Genomic DNA, 14,016 nt, shown 5'->3' with positions numbered 1-14,016 from the left:
GCGAGACGGCGCCGACGCCCGTGGACCGGACAGGTGGCGAGGTCCTCCTCCAACCGGTCACGGTCCGCGGCCCCGCCCCCTTCACAGACTCGACGGTCACCTCCGCGGTGCCGCCGGTCAGACCGTCGTCGCGGCCGACGACCGGCACGGGCACCTGGCTCGCGCGGGTGATCGTGGTGGCCCCGGCCCCGCGGATCGTCGCGCGCATCACCATCGTCGACGTCGAGAGGGGGCACGCGTGGATCGAGCGGCGGGTCGGGGACGACGGGCACCGGGACGTCGTCGTACGCGATGACGGGCGTCCGGAGGTGGCCCCACAGTCGCCGCACGTCGTCGTACGACCGCCGAACGCGGCCGAGGAGAGTGTGCCGCGCCCGAACCCGTCCGCCAGGCGGCCGGACGGGACACGGCCGTCCTCGACTCGGAGCGGCTCTGCGGGGACGGTGGAGCGTCCCCGCGGGCGACCCCGCCGTCCCCGGGTGACAGCGTCGCCTCGCCTTCGCGGGAGCCCGGCGACGACCGTAAGCCGTCCGCCGCGGTCCTGAACCACGAGGTGTAGGTTCCCGGCGAGAGCCCCGGCGAGGATGCCCGTGCCGACAGCCCGGCCGGTGTCCGGGAGCACTGAGCCACGGGCCGCCCGTATGGCCTCGCAGCGACTACGGGCAGAACTCGAAGATTCCGGGAAACCCTGGCAAGGTGGCCCCATGGTTGATCGGGGAGCGAGCGCCTTGTCACTCCCGAAGGACTGGCCCGCCCACCCGGATCCGATCCTGGCGCTCAACGGCATGGGCAGTTTCGACTGGGACCTGGACACCGGGCTGTTGCACATGGACGCCCAGGCCCACGAGATCTTCGACGTACGTCCCGAGGAGTTCGACGGCCGACCCGAGACCCTGACCATGCGCATCCCGTCGCCCGAGGGCCGGCGCCTCGACACCCTGGTCGCCCAGGCCATCAAGGACGGCAGCGAGAACTACGGCACCTACCTCCGCATCCGCCGCCGGGACGGCACCCTGCGGTGGACCCACACCCAGGGCTACATCCGGCGTGACGAGACGGGCCGGCCGCGCCGGATCATCGGCATAGTCCGCGACGCCACCACGGAACTGCGCGACAGCAACGCGCGCAGTGACCAGAGCGCCCAGGACGAGGCCCTGCGCCAGCAGACGAACATCGTCCAGATCACCACCGCCGCGCTCGCCCACGCCCGCACCGTGCAGGACGTCATCGACGTCCTCAAGCACAGCCACGGTCTCACCCACCTCGGCGCGACCAGCCTGGTCGTGGGCTTGGTGGAGGCCGGCCGTATCCGGTTGGTCGCCGAGGGCCCGGAGGGCAGTTTCGTGCCCGGCACGCTGGTCACGCGCGTCGACGAGCAGTACCCCATGAGCGAGGCGGTGCGCACGCTCAGCCCGCAGTTCATCGAGTCCCCGCAGGAGTTCGCCGAGCGGTACCCGATCCTGTGGCCGCATCTCACGGATCTGCACATCACCTCGGCCGCCTATCTGCCGTTGATCGTGCAGGCCCGCCCCATCGGCGCGCTGGGCCTGCTCTACAACGACCGGCGCGGCTTCACCCCGGAGGAGCGCAACGTCCTCGTCGCGCTCGGCAGCAGCATCGCGCAGAGCCTGCAGCGTGCCATGTTCTACGAGCAGGAGAAGGACCTCGCCCAGGGCCTCCAGCAGGCGATGCTGCCGCGTTCCATCCCGAGCGTGCCCGGTGCCGACGTCGCCGTCCGATACCGCGCGGGTGGCGCCGCGGGCTCCCTCGGCCGGGACATCGGCGGTGACTGGTACGACCTGATCCCGCTGCCCGGCGGCCGCATCGGCGCCGTCATCGGCGACGTCCAGGGCCATGACACGCATGCGGCCGCCGTCATGGGGCAGTTGCGGATCGTCCTGCGCGCGTACGCCGCCGAGGGGCACACGCCCGCCACCGTGATGGCGCGTGCCTCGGTCTTCCTCAAGGAACTCGACACCGAGCGCTTCGCGACCTGTCTGTACGCCGAGGCCGACGTGTCCACGGGAGTGGTGCAGCTGGTCCGGGCCGGCCATCTCGACCCGCTGCTGCGGCGGCCCGACGGCGGATGCGGGCGACTGCCCGTCGAGGGCGGCCTGCCGCTCGGGCTGTCCGCCGAGTTCGACCGCCTCGAATACCCCGTCACCACCGTCGAACTGGAGCCGGGACAGACCCTGGTGCTGTGCACCGACGGCCTGATCGAACAGCCCGGAGCCGATCTCGACGAGGGCATGCACATCCTGCGGGAGCTTGTCTGCACCGGTCCGGAGGACGTACGCGACCTCGCCGACCGCCTCATCGACGTGGCCGAGGAGCGGGGCGGCGGCGACGACGTGGCCCTGCTGCTCCTGCAGCGCCGCACTCTGGCCCAGCGGTCCGGCGGCCGTCTCCAGCAGCATGTGGCGCCCGGCCGGCCGGAGGAGCTCACCTCGGCCCGCCATATGATCCGCGCCGCCGTCCGTGCCTGGGGCGCAGGCGAGCGTTCCGACGAGATCGAGCTGGTCGCCGACGAACTGATCACCAACGTCCTGATCCACACCGAGGGCTCCGCGGTCGTCACGCTCCGGGTCATCACCGGCCATGACCGCAGGCTCCGGGTCGAGGTCGAGGACTCCTCCAGCGCACTGCCCCGCCGTCGCGAGGCGGGCGAGTTGGGTGTATCCGGGCGCGGACTGCTGCTCGTCGACCGGCTCGCGGACGTGTGGGGTGTGGACGCGCGCGGCGGCGGCAAGGTCGTCTGGTGCGAGTTCATGGTCGGCAAGCGCGGCTGACGCCGGGAGCCGGTCGCGCAGGAGCCGCGGGCGACGAGTCGCGGTGTCGGTGGCGGGTGGCACTCTGGACACATGCCGGAACTGCCCGAGGTCGAAGCGCTGAAGGACTTCCTGACCGACCACCTCGTCGGCCGGCGGGTCGTGCGCGTGCTGCCCGTCGCGATCAGCGTCCTGAAGACCTACGACCCTCCCGTCACCGCCTTCGAGGGCCGCGAGGTCACGGCCGTGCGGCGGTACGGCAAGTTCCTCGGCATGGAGGCCGACGGACTGCACTTCGTGACCCATCTGGCCCGCGCCGGCTGGCTCCAGTGGAAGGACCGTCTGCCCGACGGCCCGCCCCGCCCCGGCAAGGGCCCGCTCGCCCTGCGGGTCGCGCTGGAGACGGGGGAGGGCTTCGATCTGACGGAGGCGGGCACCCAGAAGCGGCTCGCGGTGTACGTCGTACGTGATCCGCAGGAGGTTCCGGGCGTCGCCCGCCTGGGCCCCGACCCGCTGGCCGCCGACTTCGACGAGCAGCGTCTGGCGAAGCTCCTCGCGGGCGAGCGCCGTCGGATCAAGGGCGCGCTGCGCGACCAGAGCCTGATCGCGGGCGTGGGCAACGCGTACAGCGACGAGATTCTGCACGCCGCCAGGATGTCCCCGTTCAAGCTGGCGGCGTCGCTGTCGCCCGAGGAGACCCACCGCCTGTACGAGGCGCTGAGCGCCACCCTCACCGAGGCGGTCGGACGCTCACGGGGTCTGGCCGCCGGGCGCCTGAAGGCGGAGAAGAAGAGCGGGCTGCGGGTTCACGGCCGCACGGGGGAGCCCTGCCCGGTGTGCGGCGACACGATCCGCGAGGTGTCCTTCAGCGACTCCTCGTTGCAGTACTGCCCGACGTGTCAGACGGGCGGCAAACCGCTGGCGGACCGAAGGTTGTCCCGGCTGCTGAAGTAGTCCGGTACCGGGCGAGCGGCGATCTGTCGGCGATCTGTCGGCCAAGGGGCCCTGGCGCCGCGCCGCGGCCGGGCACCGCGCCGTGGCCGGGCACCACGCCGCGGCCGGGATGGACACCAGGGAAGTCCTGTGGCGAGGTCCGACCCGGAGGCGCGGCGCGTCCGTGGGAGACCGGCCACGTGCTGACCGGCGTCGCCCCCGCAGGCGGTTGCGCACGGCCGAAGGGAGACCGTACGGCGAGCGGCACCCGGTCGGGGGATCAGCGGGACTTGAGGGTCACCAGGTGCTGCCCGTCCTTGGTGCGCACCTCGAAGTGGTCGATCTCCTGCGACCGCATCGCCGAGCCGCCCTGGACGCTGGTCGCCGCGCCGTCGTCCGCGGGCACCATCCAGCTCGTCACCGTCTGCTCCGAGCCGTCCTTGCCGACCGCGACGAGCCTGCAGGGGTGCGGTCCGGACTTGTCCTTGACCGTCACGTCGACCTGGCTCCCCCAGATCCGGTCCTGCGTGGTGAGCTGCGCCCAGACGCCCGTGTCGGGGTCGGTGGCGGTCATGGCACTCGCGGCCGTGTCCGACGAGTCCTCGCCGGAGATCGCCGCCACCGTGGGCCCACCGACCGCGATCACCGCGGCGGCCGCGACCGCGTACAGCCAGCGCCTGCGTCCGTTGCGATGCTTGTCCGCCACCTCGTCGAGCAGACGCTCGAGCACTCGGGGTCCGGGAGCCGCGAAGGGGTGCACGGACCGTGGGGTCGCCCTCCGGAACAGCATCAGCTGCCGTGCGGCGGGCCGGAACTCGGTCACGTGCGCCGTGCAACTCGGACACTCCATGAGGTGGTCCTCGAAGCGGAAGGCTTCCGCCTCGTCCAGCACGCCGAGCGCGTAGGCGCCGACGTCGCGATGGCGTTCCAGGGACCTCATACCAAATCCTCATGCCGGTGGGCGGGGTGGGGGTGGTGCTGCTGTTGCCCACCGGTACGGACCAGACGCCTGAATCACTCAAGGCCGTTACCGAATCGCGGCCAAGACATTCGGAGCCGTCGGGTCCCCGGATTGGTCCGTCTTCAAAAAAGATGGATGGCGAGATGTCCCAGGGGGAGCCCCAGCTGCCAGGCCGGCGTCCAGACCTTCGGGCCGTCGTCCTCGCCGACCACCGCGCCGCCGCCGGGTACCGCGTCCAGGTCAGGGGCGAGCAGCTCGGTCTCCTCCAGCCAGCGCCAGGCCGCGGAGGCCAGGTCCAGGTCCGGCGCCGGGCCGCCCGAGTCGACCGCGTCGGCGGCCAGCTCGGCCATCCTCTCGCGCACCCAGTCCTGCCACGGCTGGTCGTACGCCGTGAGCGAAAGCCAGGTCTCCAGTTGAGAGACGACCCGGATGCCCGGGAGCTCACCCGCGGTGTCGGAGAGGAAGATGGTCAGTGCCAGCGCGTCGCGCCCGGCACGGAACTCGAAGGACGTCGGCGGCATGAGGTCGCCGGTGCGCAGCAATTCGTCGGCGATGTACTCGGCGTACAGCCACGCCATCGGGACGGCCAGTTCACCGCCGCCGGTGCCGTCCGTGCTCTCTTGGCCTCTGTGCAGCATCCCTTCCTGCCTTCCTCCGGTACGTGCGCGTCGCCCGGACCCGGGCCCCTCAGTCCGGAACACGGATGAAGCAAGCTGATTGCTCAACCGTGGTCCGCAGCAAGGCGCTTTACGGAGGTTTGACTCGGCCCCCGGTTTCACCGCAGGTCGGCCGCATAACCCGGAAGAATCCGGCGCAGGGCGCGCAGCGCGTAGTACGCGCGGGACTTCACCGTACCGGGCGGGATTCCCAGGGCCTCGGCTGCCTCCGCCACACTCGCCCCGCGGAAATACACCTGCACCAGAACTTCGCGGTGCTCGGGAGTGAGTGTCTTCACAGCCTCGCGCACGTCGAGCATTGCGGCGGACCGCTCCGCGTGGTCGGCGATCACCCGGGCACTCTCCAGTACGGCGTCCCCGACCTCGGCGGGACGCGCCTGGCGGGCCCGCCGTGCGTCGATGGCGAGCCGTCGGCCGACGGTGAGCAGCCAGGGGCGCACGGAGTCGAAATCATGCGCGCGGAGCGCTTCGGGGTGTTGCCAGGCGCGCACGAGTGTCTCCTGCACCAGATCCTCGGCGCGCTGGCGGTCGCCGTCGGAGAGCCTGAGCAGCAGGGCGAAGAGGGGGCGGCCGTGCTCGCGCTGCAGCTCGGCCAGCTCGTGCTCGGCGGTCGTCCCGGTGGAAGCGGTCGTCCCGGTGGAAGGAGTGGTGACTCCGGCCGTCATGGACGTATGGCAGCGCGCCGCGCCCCGCCGGGACAGCGCGCGGGCGTGGTCGTGCGGTGGGCGGTCGCCGTTCGTCGGTGAACGGTGCGGCGAGCGGTCGGTGATGTGCTCGATCGGCTCCGGAGAATCCCCTCACCCATTCCGAGCCTCGCCATGAGCCTCACCTCTTCGCGGACGGCACCGGGCTGACGGCGGATCACGAGGAGACAGGTGCGGCAGGCCTGGACGAGGGTGCGCGCGCCGACCGCATTCCATGCCCGGCTGCCCGGTGGTCTTACGGTACGACCGTGACCGGCCAGCGGCCCGCCTTCACCAGCCGGATCGCCACCGAGCCGACGATCCGGTGGCCCGCCTGCTCGGAGGCGCCCACCACGACCGCGTCCGCCTTCAGTTCGTCGGCCGCCTTGACGAGGCCGCTGTACGGGTCGCCGCGGAAGGTGTGGAACTCCCAGCGCACCTCGAATATGTCCTTGACGCGCTCGGCGGCCTCCCGGATGTACTGGACCAGGTCCTCCGCGATCTCGTCGGTGGTCTCCGCCACCGGCACCCCGAGCGCCGCTCCCGCCGCCATGACGGGCTGCACGTACACGACCGCGAGCAGCGCGTGTTGCCGTCTGGCCAGCCCGCCGGCGTAGGCGGCTGCCCGCAGTGAGGAGTCGGAGCCGTCCACGCCGACGACGATGACCTTGGGCCCGTCCGTGCCCCGCTCGAACGGGTGCGAGTGCTGTTCCGTCACGGCTGCGAGGCTATCGGAAGCCCCAGTTCCGTGGCCGTGCGGGCCACGCGGGATGCACCCGCGAGACAGCCGGGGAAGGGGGAGACAAGAGGGAGTCGTGGGGCGGGAGGGGCGCGGGCGGGACGTGAGCCGACGCCGGGCACCGCTCCCGGGGTTTGCACGGCTTGCTCGACGGGCGCCGCGCCCCGCCTGTTCCTAGAGTCGGAACCATGAGTGCCACGGTCGAGGCCGCCGGAGCGAGGCGCGCCGACGGGCCGGCCCGGCCGACCCGGCGGTTCCTCGGCAAGGTACCCGAGGTCTTCGCCGCCTTCTTCGCGGCCCTGGGCACCCTGTGCGCGCTGCTCGCCTTCGTCGCCCCCCTGCGGCAACCGCTGCGCCCGGTGGTCCACGTTCTCGAACTGTTGCTCGTCCCGGTCAGTGAGAACCTCGCGTACGCCGTTTTCCTCTTCCTGCTCGCCGGCGCGACGGCCGCACGCAAGAAGGTCGCCTGGTGGCTGGTCGTCGTCTACCTCGGTCTGAACGTCCTCATCGACGGCCTCGGCCTCGCCGTGGGCCTGTACGACGAGTCCATCCCGTCGCTGGTGCTGGTGGGGCTCGCACTGGTCCTGCTGATCGCGGCCCGCGACGAGTTCTACGCCGCCTCCCGGCGAGGCGCCGTCTGGCGTGCCCTTGCCGTGCTCTTCGCCGGGCTCGGTGTGGCGATCCTGCTCGGCTGGGGGCTGGTGGAACTCTTCCCCGGCACGCTGCAGCACGGCCAGCGACTGCTGTGGGCGGCCAACCGGGTCTGCGGCGGGCTCGTCTCCGGGCGCTCCTTCACGGGACGGCCACCGCACTGGCTCGCCTTCCTGCTCGGTCTCTTCGGCGCGCTCGCCCTGCTGAACGCCGCCACCACCCTCTTCCGCTCACAGCGCATGGAAGCGGCCCTGCACGGCGACGAGGAGCCGCGCATCCGCGCCCTGCTCCAGGCATACGGCGCCGACGACTCCCTCGGCTACTTCGCCACCCGCCGGGACAAGGCCGTCGTCTTCTCGTCCAGCGGCAAGGCCGCCGTCACCTACCGCGTCGAGGTCGGCGTGTGTCTCGCCAGCGGTGACCCGGTGGGCGACCGGGAGGCCTGGCCGCACGCCATCGACGCCTGGCTGGACGTGGCACGCCGCCACGCGTGGGCGCCCGCCGTCATGGGGGCCTCCGAGGAGGGCGCCAAGGCGTACGCCCGCGCGGGGCTCGGCGCGCTGGAACTCGGCGACGAGGCGATCCTGCACGTCGCCGGCTTCGACCTCGACGGCCGGGACATGCGGGTCACCCGGCAGGCCGTGAACCGGGTCAAGCGCACCGGCGCCACCTGCCGCGTCCGCCGCCACGCCGCCCTCAACGACGAGGAGATGGAGGAGATCGTCGACAGGGCCGACGCCTGGCGCGACACCGAGACCGAGCGTGGCTTCTCGATGGCCCTCGACCGGCTGGGCGACCCCGCGGACGGCTGCTGTCTGCTCGTGGAGGCCCTCAGCGCGGACGGCAGGCTTCTCGCGCTGCTCTCCTTCGTCCCCTGGGGCCGGGACGGCATCTCCCTCGACCTGATGCGCCGTGACCGCACCGCGCCCAACGGCGTCATGGAGTTCATGGTCGCCGAGCTGTGCGCCGTGGCGGGCAAGCTCGGCGTACGGCGGATCTCGCTGAACTTCGCGGTCTTCCGCTCGGCCTTCGAGGAAGGCGCCCGCATCGGCGCCGGACCCGTCCTCAGGCTCTGGCGCCGCCTCCTGCTGTTCTTCTCCCGGTGGTGGCAGCTGGAAGCGCTGTACCGCTCCAACGCCAAGTACCACCCCGAGTGGTATCCACGCTTCATCTGCTACGGCGAGACCGCCTCCCTCGCCCGTATCGGACTGGCGTCCGGCATCGCCGAGGGCTTCGTCTCCGTGCCCTCGCTGCGCACGCTGTGGGGCAAGGGACACCGCGCCAACGGCCTCCAGCCCGCGACCACCGAGGGCCTGCCGTCGCTGTCGGCACTCGGCCTGCCCGATGGGGGCGCGACCGCGGCCGCCGACTCGACCGCCGCCCTGCCCGAGCAGTTCCGCATCCGCCACCACAAGCTCGACCGGCTGCGCGCGGACGGCACGGACCCCTACCCCGTCGGCGTCGCCCCGCCCACGCACACGCTCGCCGAGGCCCGCGACGCCCCCGAGGGAGAGCGGCTGACGGTCGCGGGCCGTGTCATGCTCGTCCGCGACTTCGGCGGCATCGTCTTCGTCGTCCTGCGCGACTGGTCCGGTGACCTCCAGATCGCCCTCACCCGCACGCACTCCCGGTCCGCGCTGCAACGGTTCGGCCGGGACGCCGACATCGGCGACCACATCACCGCCACGGGAGAGAAGGGGACCAGCGACAAGGGCGAGCCGACCGTCTTCGTCACCTCCTGGCAGCTCACCGGCAAGTGTCTGCGCCCCCTGCCCCACAAGCGCCATGGCCTGGCCGACCCCGAGGCCAAGGTGCGCCGCCGCCATCTCGACCTGGTCGTGGGCCAGGACGCCCGCGAGATCGTACGGGCACGTTCCACCGTCGTACAGGCCCTGCGGCAGGGGCTGCTCGACCGGGACTTCCTGGAGATCGAGACCCCGATGCTCCAGCAGGTCCACGGCGGCGCGAACGCCCGCCCCTTCACCACCCACATCAACGCCTACGATCTGGACCTCTATCTGCGCATCGCACCCGAGCTGTATCTGAAGCGGCTGTGCGTCGGCGGTCTGGAGAAGGTCTTCGAGCTGGGGCGCACCTTCCGCAACGAAGGCGTCTCCCACAAGCACAACCCCGAGTTCACGATGCTGGAGGCCTACCAGGCCTTCGCGGATTACGACGTCATGCTCGACCTCACCCGGGAACTGATCCAGGGAGCGGCACGGGCCGCCTTCGGCACGCCGGTCGCCCGCCGGAACGGCACCGAGAGCGACATCTCCGGGCCCTGGCCGGTGAAGACGGTGTACGAGGCGATCTCCGAGGCGCTGGGTGAGGCGGTCGACGCCGACACGGACCTCACGTCCCTGCACCGTCACTGCGACCGCACGGGCGTGCCGTACCGGTCGGAGGACGGCCGCGGCGAGATCGTCCTCGAGATGTACGAGCGTCTGGTCGAGGAGAGGACGACGCTGCCCACGTTCTACAAGGACTTCCCGACCGAGGTCTCCCCGCTGACCCGGCAGCACCGCACCGACCCGCGCCTGGCCGAGCGCTGGGACCTGGTCGCCTTCGGTACCGAACTGGGCACCGCGTACTCGGAACTGACCGACCCCGTGGAGCAGCGGCGCCGGCTCACGGAGCAGTCGCTGCTGGCCGCCGGGGGAGACCCCGAGGCGATGGAACTCGACGAGGACTTCCTCGACGCGCTGGAGTACGCGATGCCTCCCACGGGCGGCCTCGGCCTCGGTGTGGACCGCCTGGTCATGTTCCTCACGGGCCTGACGATCCGGGAGACCCTGCCCTTCCCGTTGGTACGCCGCCGGTGACCGACCCGGCCGGCCGAGCTGCCGCGTGCGTCATCGGCTGGGCCCATCGGGGGTTCTGCGCCCCGTCACCGGCTGGGCCCATCGGGTGGTTCTGCGCCGCGTCACCGGTGTTGCGCGGGCGTGACGCCGCTCGTCCGAGTGACTGATGAATCATGAAATCATGAAGAAGGATCAGCTGCCCATCCGGCGCCGGGCGTTGCTCGCCGGTGCCGCCGTCCTGGGCCTGGGCGGAGCGGCGGGTGCGGCCAGGCTGCTCGGCGCCGACGCCCCGGCGCGACGGGTGCGGGGGCCTGCCGGGCTCGCGGGCCCTCAGGCGCGCACCCCGCTGAAGCCGTCCGCCTTCCGGCTGCAGCCCATGGCCGGCTACGGCTCGTCGCGGCACACGCCCGCACCCGTCGCCGTCCGCAGTGAGCCGATCCTGAGCCTGTCCGGACGAGGCAAGACCATGGTGCTGACCTTCGACGACGGCCCGGACCCCCGGTACACCCCCGACGTCCTGCGCATCCTGCGGGAGTACGACGTGCGCGCGGTGTTCTTCGTCTGCGGCGAGATGGCCGTCGACAACAAGGACCTGCTGCGCCGGATGGCCGACGACGGCCATGTCGTCGGCAACCACACCTGGACCCATCCGCTGCTGATCCAGCTGACCCGGTCGGAGATCCGCGCGGAGATGGAGGGCACCTGCGAGGTCATCGAGGACGCCTACGGCGAGGCCCCGCGGTGGTTCCGGGCTCCCTACGGGGCCTGGAACCGGAACGTCTTCCAGCTCGGCGCCGAGCTGGGCATGGAGCCGCTCGCCTGGACGCTGGACTCGCTCGACTGGACGACCCCGCCCCCCGACGCCCCCGACATCGTCGACCGCGTGGAGAACGGCGCCGCCCCGGGTGTCATCCTGCTGTCCCACGACGCCGGCGGCGAGCGCTCGGGGACCGTGGAGGCCCTGGACGCGTATCTGCCGGTCCTTCTGGATGCCGGGTACCAGCTCACCGTGCCCAGCAGGCAGTCCGACTGACTCAGCGCACCGCGACCATACGGGCGAAGACCACCACGTTGCCGCTGTACCCATACCGACTGGAGTAATCTCCCCCGCAGGTGATGACGCGCAGTTCCGGGGCTCCCTTGTTCCCGTAGACGCGGTCGCCGGGGAAGTCGGACTTGTCGAAGACCTCGTTCCCGTAGACCTCGAACACCGCGGTCTTCCCGTCCCGGCGCTCGACCTCGACACGGTTTCCCTTCCTCAGCGAGCCGAGCCCGTAGAAGACGGCAGGCCCCAGGCTGTTGTCGACATGGCCGACGATCACCGCGGTCCCCCGTTCGCCGGGCGAGACCCCGCCGGTGAACCAGCCCGCCAGATTCGGGTCGCCCGGCGGCGGCGCATCCACCCAGCCGGACAGGTCCAGGCCCACGGGCATGACCGGGGCGTCGATCTGGAGCGCCGGGATGCGGACGCGGTCGACCACGGAGTACAGCAGCGGGGCCGGCGCGCCGAGGGAGTCGGCGCCCGGGCCGCCGCGGGCATCGGGCGCCGCCGCGGACGCGGGCTGCGGCGGGCCCGCGGCGAACTCTCCCGAGCCGTTGCGCACGAGGGCGAGGCCCGTCAGCAGGAGCAGCGCCATCACACCCCACGGGGCCCGTTTCCTCGGCCCCCCCTCTCCTTCGGCCGACTCGGACGCAGACATTCGCCTTCCCCTCTCGACGCGGCCGTCGCCGCGCCTCGGATCGGAACGCGCGCCTCACGGCCCTTCGCGCCGGACCCCGAACGGGAGCCGGCGCGGAAGGGCCGTGAGGCGCGCTCAGGACCGGCCGTTGGCGGTACGCCGACGCGACATGTGCCAGGCCGCACCCATCGAGCCCGCGATCAGCACCGCTCCGAGACCGATCTCCTTCGGATCGAAGCCACCGATGCTGCCGCCTACCCCGGCGTGCACGCCGTGCCGCTCGTAACCGGACCGCCCGGAATCGCGGCCGCCGTCGTTGCGACCGCCATCATTGCGGCCCCCCTCGTTGCGACCGCCATCATTGCGGCCCCCCTCGTTGCGGCCGTATCCGTTGCCGTCTCCGTTGCCGATTCCGTTCCCGAGACCGATTCCGTTCCCGAGACCGAATCCGTTGCCGTTCCCGTATCCGTTGCCGTTCCCGTAACCGCCGCCGCCTCCGCCTCCGCCTCCGTTCTCGTGCGCGGCCGCTATCGCCAGATTCCTGTGGCCGAACTCGTGGCCGCACTGGAACGTCACGTCGTAATTGGCCCCGGGCCGGGCGTCCCGGGCGACCGTGGCCTCGCCCGACGCTCGGCCCTTGGGGATGGTGACCGTGTCGAAGGCGCCGGAGAAGACCGTCGCATTGTCGTGGCAGCCGCGTACCGGAAGCGTTATCCGCTCGCCCGGCCCGATCGTCGTCGGTTGCACGTTGTAGTCGAACGCCGTGCGGCTGGTTTCGTGGTCGCCCCTGGCAACGGATGTCGGTGCGGTGCAGGCCAGGGCGGTGCAGCCCAGCAGTGCGACCGAAGCGACGCGTAGCACGCGCATGAAGAGCCTCCAGGTCCCCGAGGAGCTTGCTGCGGACCTTTTCCGCCTGCCAGAAATGCACCTCGATGACCGAAATGTAAAGAATGTGCGTGCGTGGGCGCGATCGCAGTCGCGCGATCGGGGCACACGGCTGCGCCGAACGGGGGACGGACACGGCTCGTGTCCGTCCCCCGTTCGGCCGGAGGACGGTGAGGGCCCGTCACCCGTGCAGATGCGGGAACAGCGCCAGGAACGGTTCCGTGGAGGCCGTGATTCCCCGGCTGTAGGGCGCGTCGAAGTCCCAGATCAAGAAGAGCAGGAAGGCGATCAGCGCGGAGAAGAGCCCGGCGAGGACCAGCTCGCGCGGGGTACGCCGGATCTGCAGCGCGAACACCATCCCAATGGTGACGACCGCCCCCGCGATCAGCCCGAACCACACCACCGGCGGCATGGTCGGCCCCGTCGAGTCGGCGCGGGCGGCCCGCGCCGTGTCGGCCGCGGCCACCTGGTCGAGCAGCGGCTGGTACGACTGGGCCTGGAAGTCCGTCTTCGGCTGGTAGTCGGTGACATCCGCACGGATCCGCTCGAGCAGTGCGTCACCGCGGACGGTCACCTTGCCGTGATCGGTCATGGTCTTCCACTCGGTGGTGACGACATGGCCGACATATGCGTTGACGTCGGCACGGACGCGGTCGCGGACGTCTGCCGGATAGACGCGTACCCGCTCCGAGATCTCGTGCAGCGCCTGCGCCTCGGCCTTGACGTGATCCTGAGCCGCGCTGCGGGCCTCCCAGACCCCCGCGATGGCCAGGCCCAGCACGATGGCGTACACCACGCCGATCCACATCGTCATGTACTCGATCACGTCCGGGGTCTCGGACGGATCCTCGTCCGCGGCGGCCCTCCGATGCCGTACGAGGGTCACCACGATCACGACGGCGCAGGCAGCCGCCATCGCGAGGGCGAGAACAAGCCATTCCGACAAGAGGTGCCTCCAGGGGTCAGCGGGGACGCAGCGCGGCGATGGCGAACACCGCGGGTGCGGCGATGAGCAGGGTGAACGTGAGCGGCGACGGGCCGTCGTGGGGTGGCCGGGGGCGGGACACCGCGTGGTACGGCGGATAGTGCACCGGACTGGCCGAGGGATGCGGGCTCGGTGTGGGTGAGGTGGTCGGGGCCGGCGTCGGGGAGGGAGCGACGGCCGCCTCGGGGGCCGGCCGGGGGTGCGGTGCCACGGTGTGGGGTGGCGGGGGCGGCGGCACGGGCTTGGGCGGGGGG

At 71.7% G+C, this 14,016-nt stretch carries 11 protein-coding genes and 1 pseudogene; 4 read left to right on the top strand and 8 right to left on the bottom strand.

The features are described from left to right. Nucleotides 1–704 precede the first annotated feature (704 nt). The gene (locus tag AAW14_RS23615; RefSeq protein WP_265565940.1) at nt 705–2,789 is read left to right on the top strand and encodes a SpoIIE family protein phosphatase; all 2,085 of its coding nucleotides are present in this window, start codon (nt 705–707) and stop codon (nt 2,787–2,789) included. A 72-nt stretch (nt 2,790–2,861) separates the two neighbouring features. Next, on the top strand, nt 2,862–3,722 hold the full coding sequence (locus AAW14_RS23610; RefSeq protein ID WP_265565939.1) for an Fpg/Nei family DNA glycosylase: 861 nt from the start codon (nt 2,862–2,864) through the stop codon (nt 3,720–3,722). A 259-nt stretch (nt 3,723–3,981) separates the two neighbouring features. Here AAW14_RS23610 and AAW14_RS23605 read toward each other — a convergent pair whose 3' ends face one another. From AAW14_RS23605 to AAW14_RS23590, 4 genes are all read right to left on the bottom strand, one after another. Then, nucleotides 3,982–4,641, bottom strand: a complete 660-nt coding sequence (locus AAW14_RS23605; protein ID WP_265565938.1) for a zf-HC2 domain-containing protein — start codon at nt 4,639–4,641, stop codon at nt 3,982–3,984. 143 nt (nt 4,642–4,784) lie between these two features. After that, a complete protein-coding gene (locus tag AAW14_RS23600; RefSeq protein WP_265565937.1) occupies nt 4,785–5,300 on the bottom strand; it encodes a hypothetical protein in 516 nt (171 codons plus the stop codon). A 137-nt stretch (nt 5,301–5,437) separates the two neighbouring features. Next, the gene (locus AAW14_RS23595) at nt 5,438–6,004 is read right to left on the bottom strand and encodes a sigma-70 family RNA polymerase sigma factor (protein WP_265565936.1); all 567 of its coding nucleotides are present in this window, start codon (nt 6,002–6,004) and stop codon (nt 5,438–5,440) included. A gap of 274 nt (nt 6,005–6,278) precedes the next feature. Next, on the bottom strand, nt 6,279–6,740 hold the full coding sequence (locus AAW14_RS23590; RefSeq protein ID WP_265565935.1) for a universal stress protein: 462 nt from the start codon (nt 6,738–6,740) through the stop codon (nt 6,279–6,281). Between the two features lie 209 nt (nt 6,741–6,949). Here AAW14_RS23590 and lysX point away from each other — a divergent pair, with 209 nt between their 5' ends. Together lysX and AAW14_RS23580 are read left to right on the top strand one after the other, a co-directional pair. After that, nucleotides 6,950–10,234, top strand: a complete 3,285-nt coding sequence (gene lysX, locus AAW14_RS23585) for a bifunctional lysylphosphatidylglycerol synthetase/lysine--tRNA ligase LysX (RefSeq protein WP_265565934.1) — start codon at nt 6,950–6,952, stop codon at nt 10,232–10,234. Between the two features lie 160 nt (nt 10,235–10,394). Next, nucleotides 10,395–11,246: a polysaccharide deacetylase family protein gene (locus AAW14_RS23580; protein WP_265565933.1), complete on the top strand. Its 852-nt coding sequence runs from the start codon at nt 10,395–10,397 to the stop codon at nt 11,244–11,246. Between the two features lies 1 nt (nt 11,247). Here the strand turns inward: AAW14_RS23580 and AAW14_RS23575 are convergent, their stop codons facing one another. The 4 genes and pseudogenes from AAW14_RS23575 to AAW14_RS23560 all read right to left on the bottom strand — a co-directional run. Further along, a complete protein-coding gene (locus AAW14_RS23575) occupies nt 11,248–11,913 on the bottom strand; it encodes a class F sortase (protein WP_265565932.1) in 666 nt (221 codons plus the stop codon). Between the two features lie 114 nt (nt 11,914–12,027). Further along, nucleotides 12,028–12,759 (bottom strand): hypothetical protein, encoded by a 732-nt coding sequence (locus AAW14_RS23570; RefSeq protein WP_265565931.1) that lies wholly within the window; start codon nt 12,757–12,759, stop codon nt 12,028–12,030. A 199-nt stretch (nt 12,760–12,958) separates the two neighbouring features. Further along, nucleotides 12,959–13,723 carry a DUF4239 domain-containing protein gene (locus AAW14_RS23565; RefSeq protein WP_265565930.1) on the bottom strand — a complete coding sequence of 255 codons (765 nt, stop codon included), beginning with the start codon at nt 13,721–13,723 and terminating at the stop codon, nt 12,959–12,961. A gap of 16 nt (nt 13,724–13,739) precedes the next feature. Further along, nucleotides 13,740–14,016 (bottom strand): annotated as a pseudogene (locus AAW14_RS23560) (hypothetical protein); the annotation flags it as partial.

Source organism: Streptomyces hygroscopicus (genome assembly GCF_026168105.1).
Classification (GTDB): Bacteria; Actinomycetota; Actinomycetes; order Streptomycetales; family Streptomycetaceae; genus Streptomyces; species Streptomyces hygroscopicus_D.
The sequence above is the reverse complement of the archived record's forward strand: the minus strand, read 5'-3'. Positions and strand labels throughout refer to the sequence as shown.

Coding starts and splice junctions, on each gene's coding strand:
- AAW14_RS23615 (WP_265565940.1), top strand. CDS start 705: ATGGTTGATCGGGGAGCGAGCGCCTTGTCACTCCCGAAGGACTGGCCC.
- AAW14_RS23610 (WP_265565939.1), top strand. CDS start 2,862: ATGCCGGAACTGCCCGAGGTCGAAGCGCTGAAGGACTTCCTGACCGAC.
- AAW14_RS23605 (WP_265565938.1), bottom strand. CDS start 4,641: ATGAGGTCCCTGGAACGCCATCGCGACGTCGGCGCCTACGCGCTCGGC.
- AAW14_RS23600 (WP_265565937.1), bottom strand. CDS start 5,300: ATGCTGCACAGAGGCCAAGAGAGCACGGACGGCACCGGCGGCGGTGAA.
- AAW14_RS23595 (WP_265565936.1), bottom strand. CDS start 6,004: ATGACGGCCGGAGTCACCACTCCTTCCACCGGGACGACCGCTTCCACC.
- lysX (WP_265565934.1), top strand. CDS start 6,950: ATGAGTGCCACGGTCGAGGCCGCCGGAGCGAGGCGCGCCGACGGGCCG.
- AAW14_RS23580 (WP_265565933.1), top strand. CDS start 10,395: ATGAAGAAGGATCAGCTGCCCATCCGGCGCCGGGCGTTGCTCGCCGGT.
- AAW14_RS23575 (WP_265565932.1), bottom strand. CDS start 11,913: ATGTCTGCGTCCGAGTCGGCCGAAGGAGAGGGGGGGCCGAGGAAACGG.
- AAW14_RS23570 (WP_265565931.1), bottom strand. CDS start 12,759: ATGCGCGTGCTACGCGTCGCTTCGGTCGCACTGCTGGGCTGCACCGCC.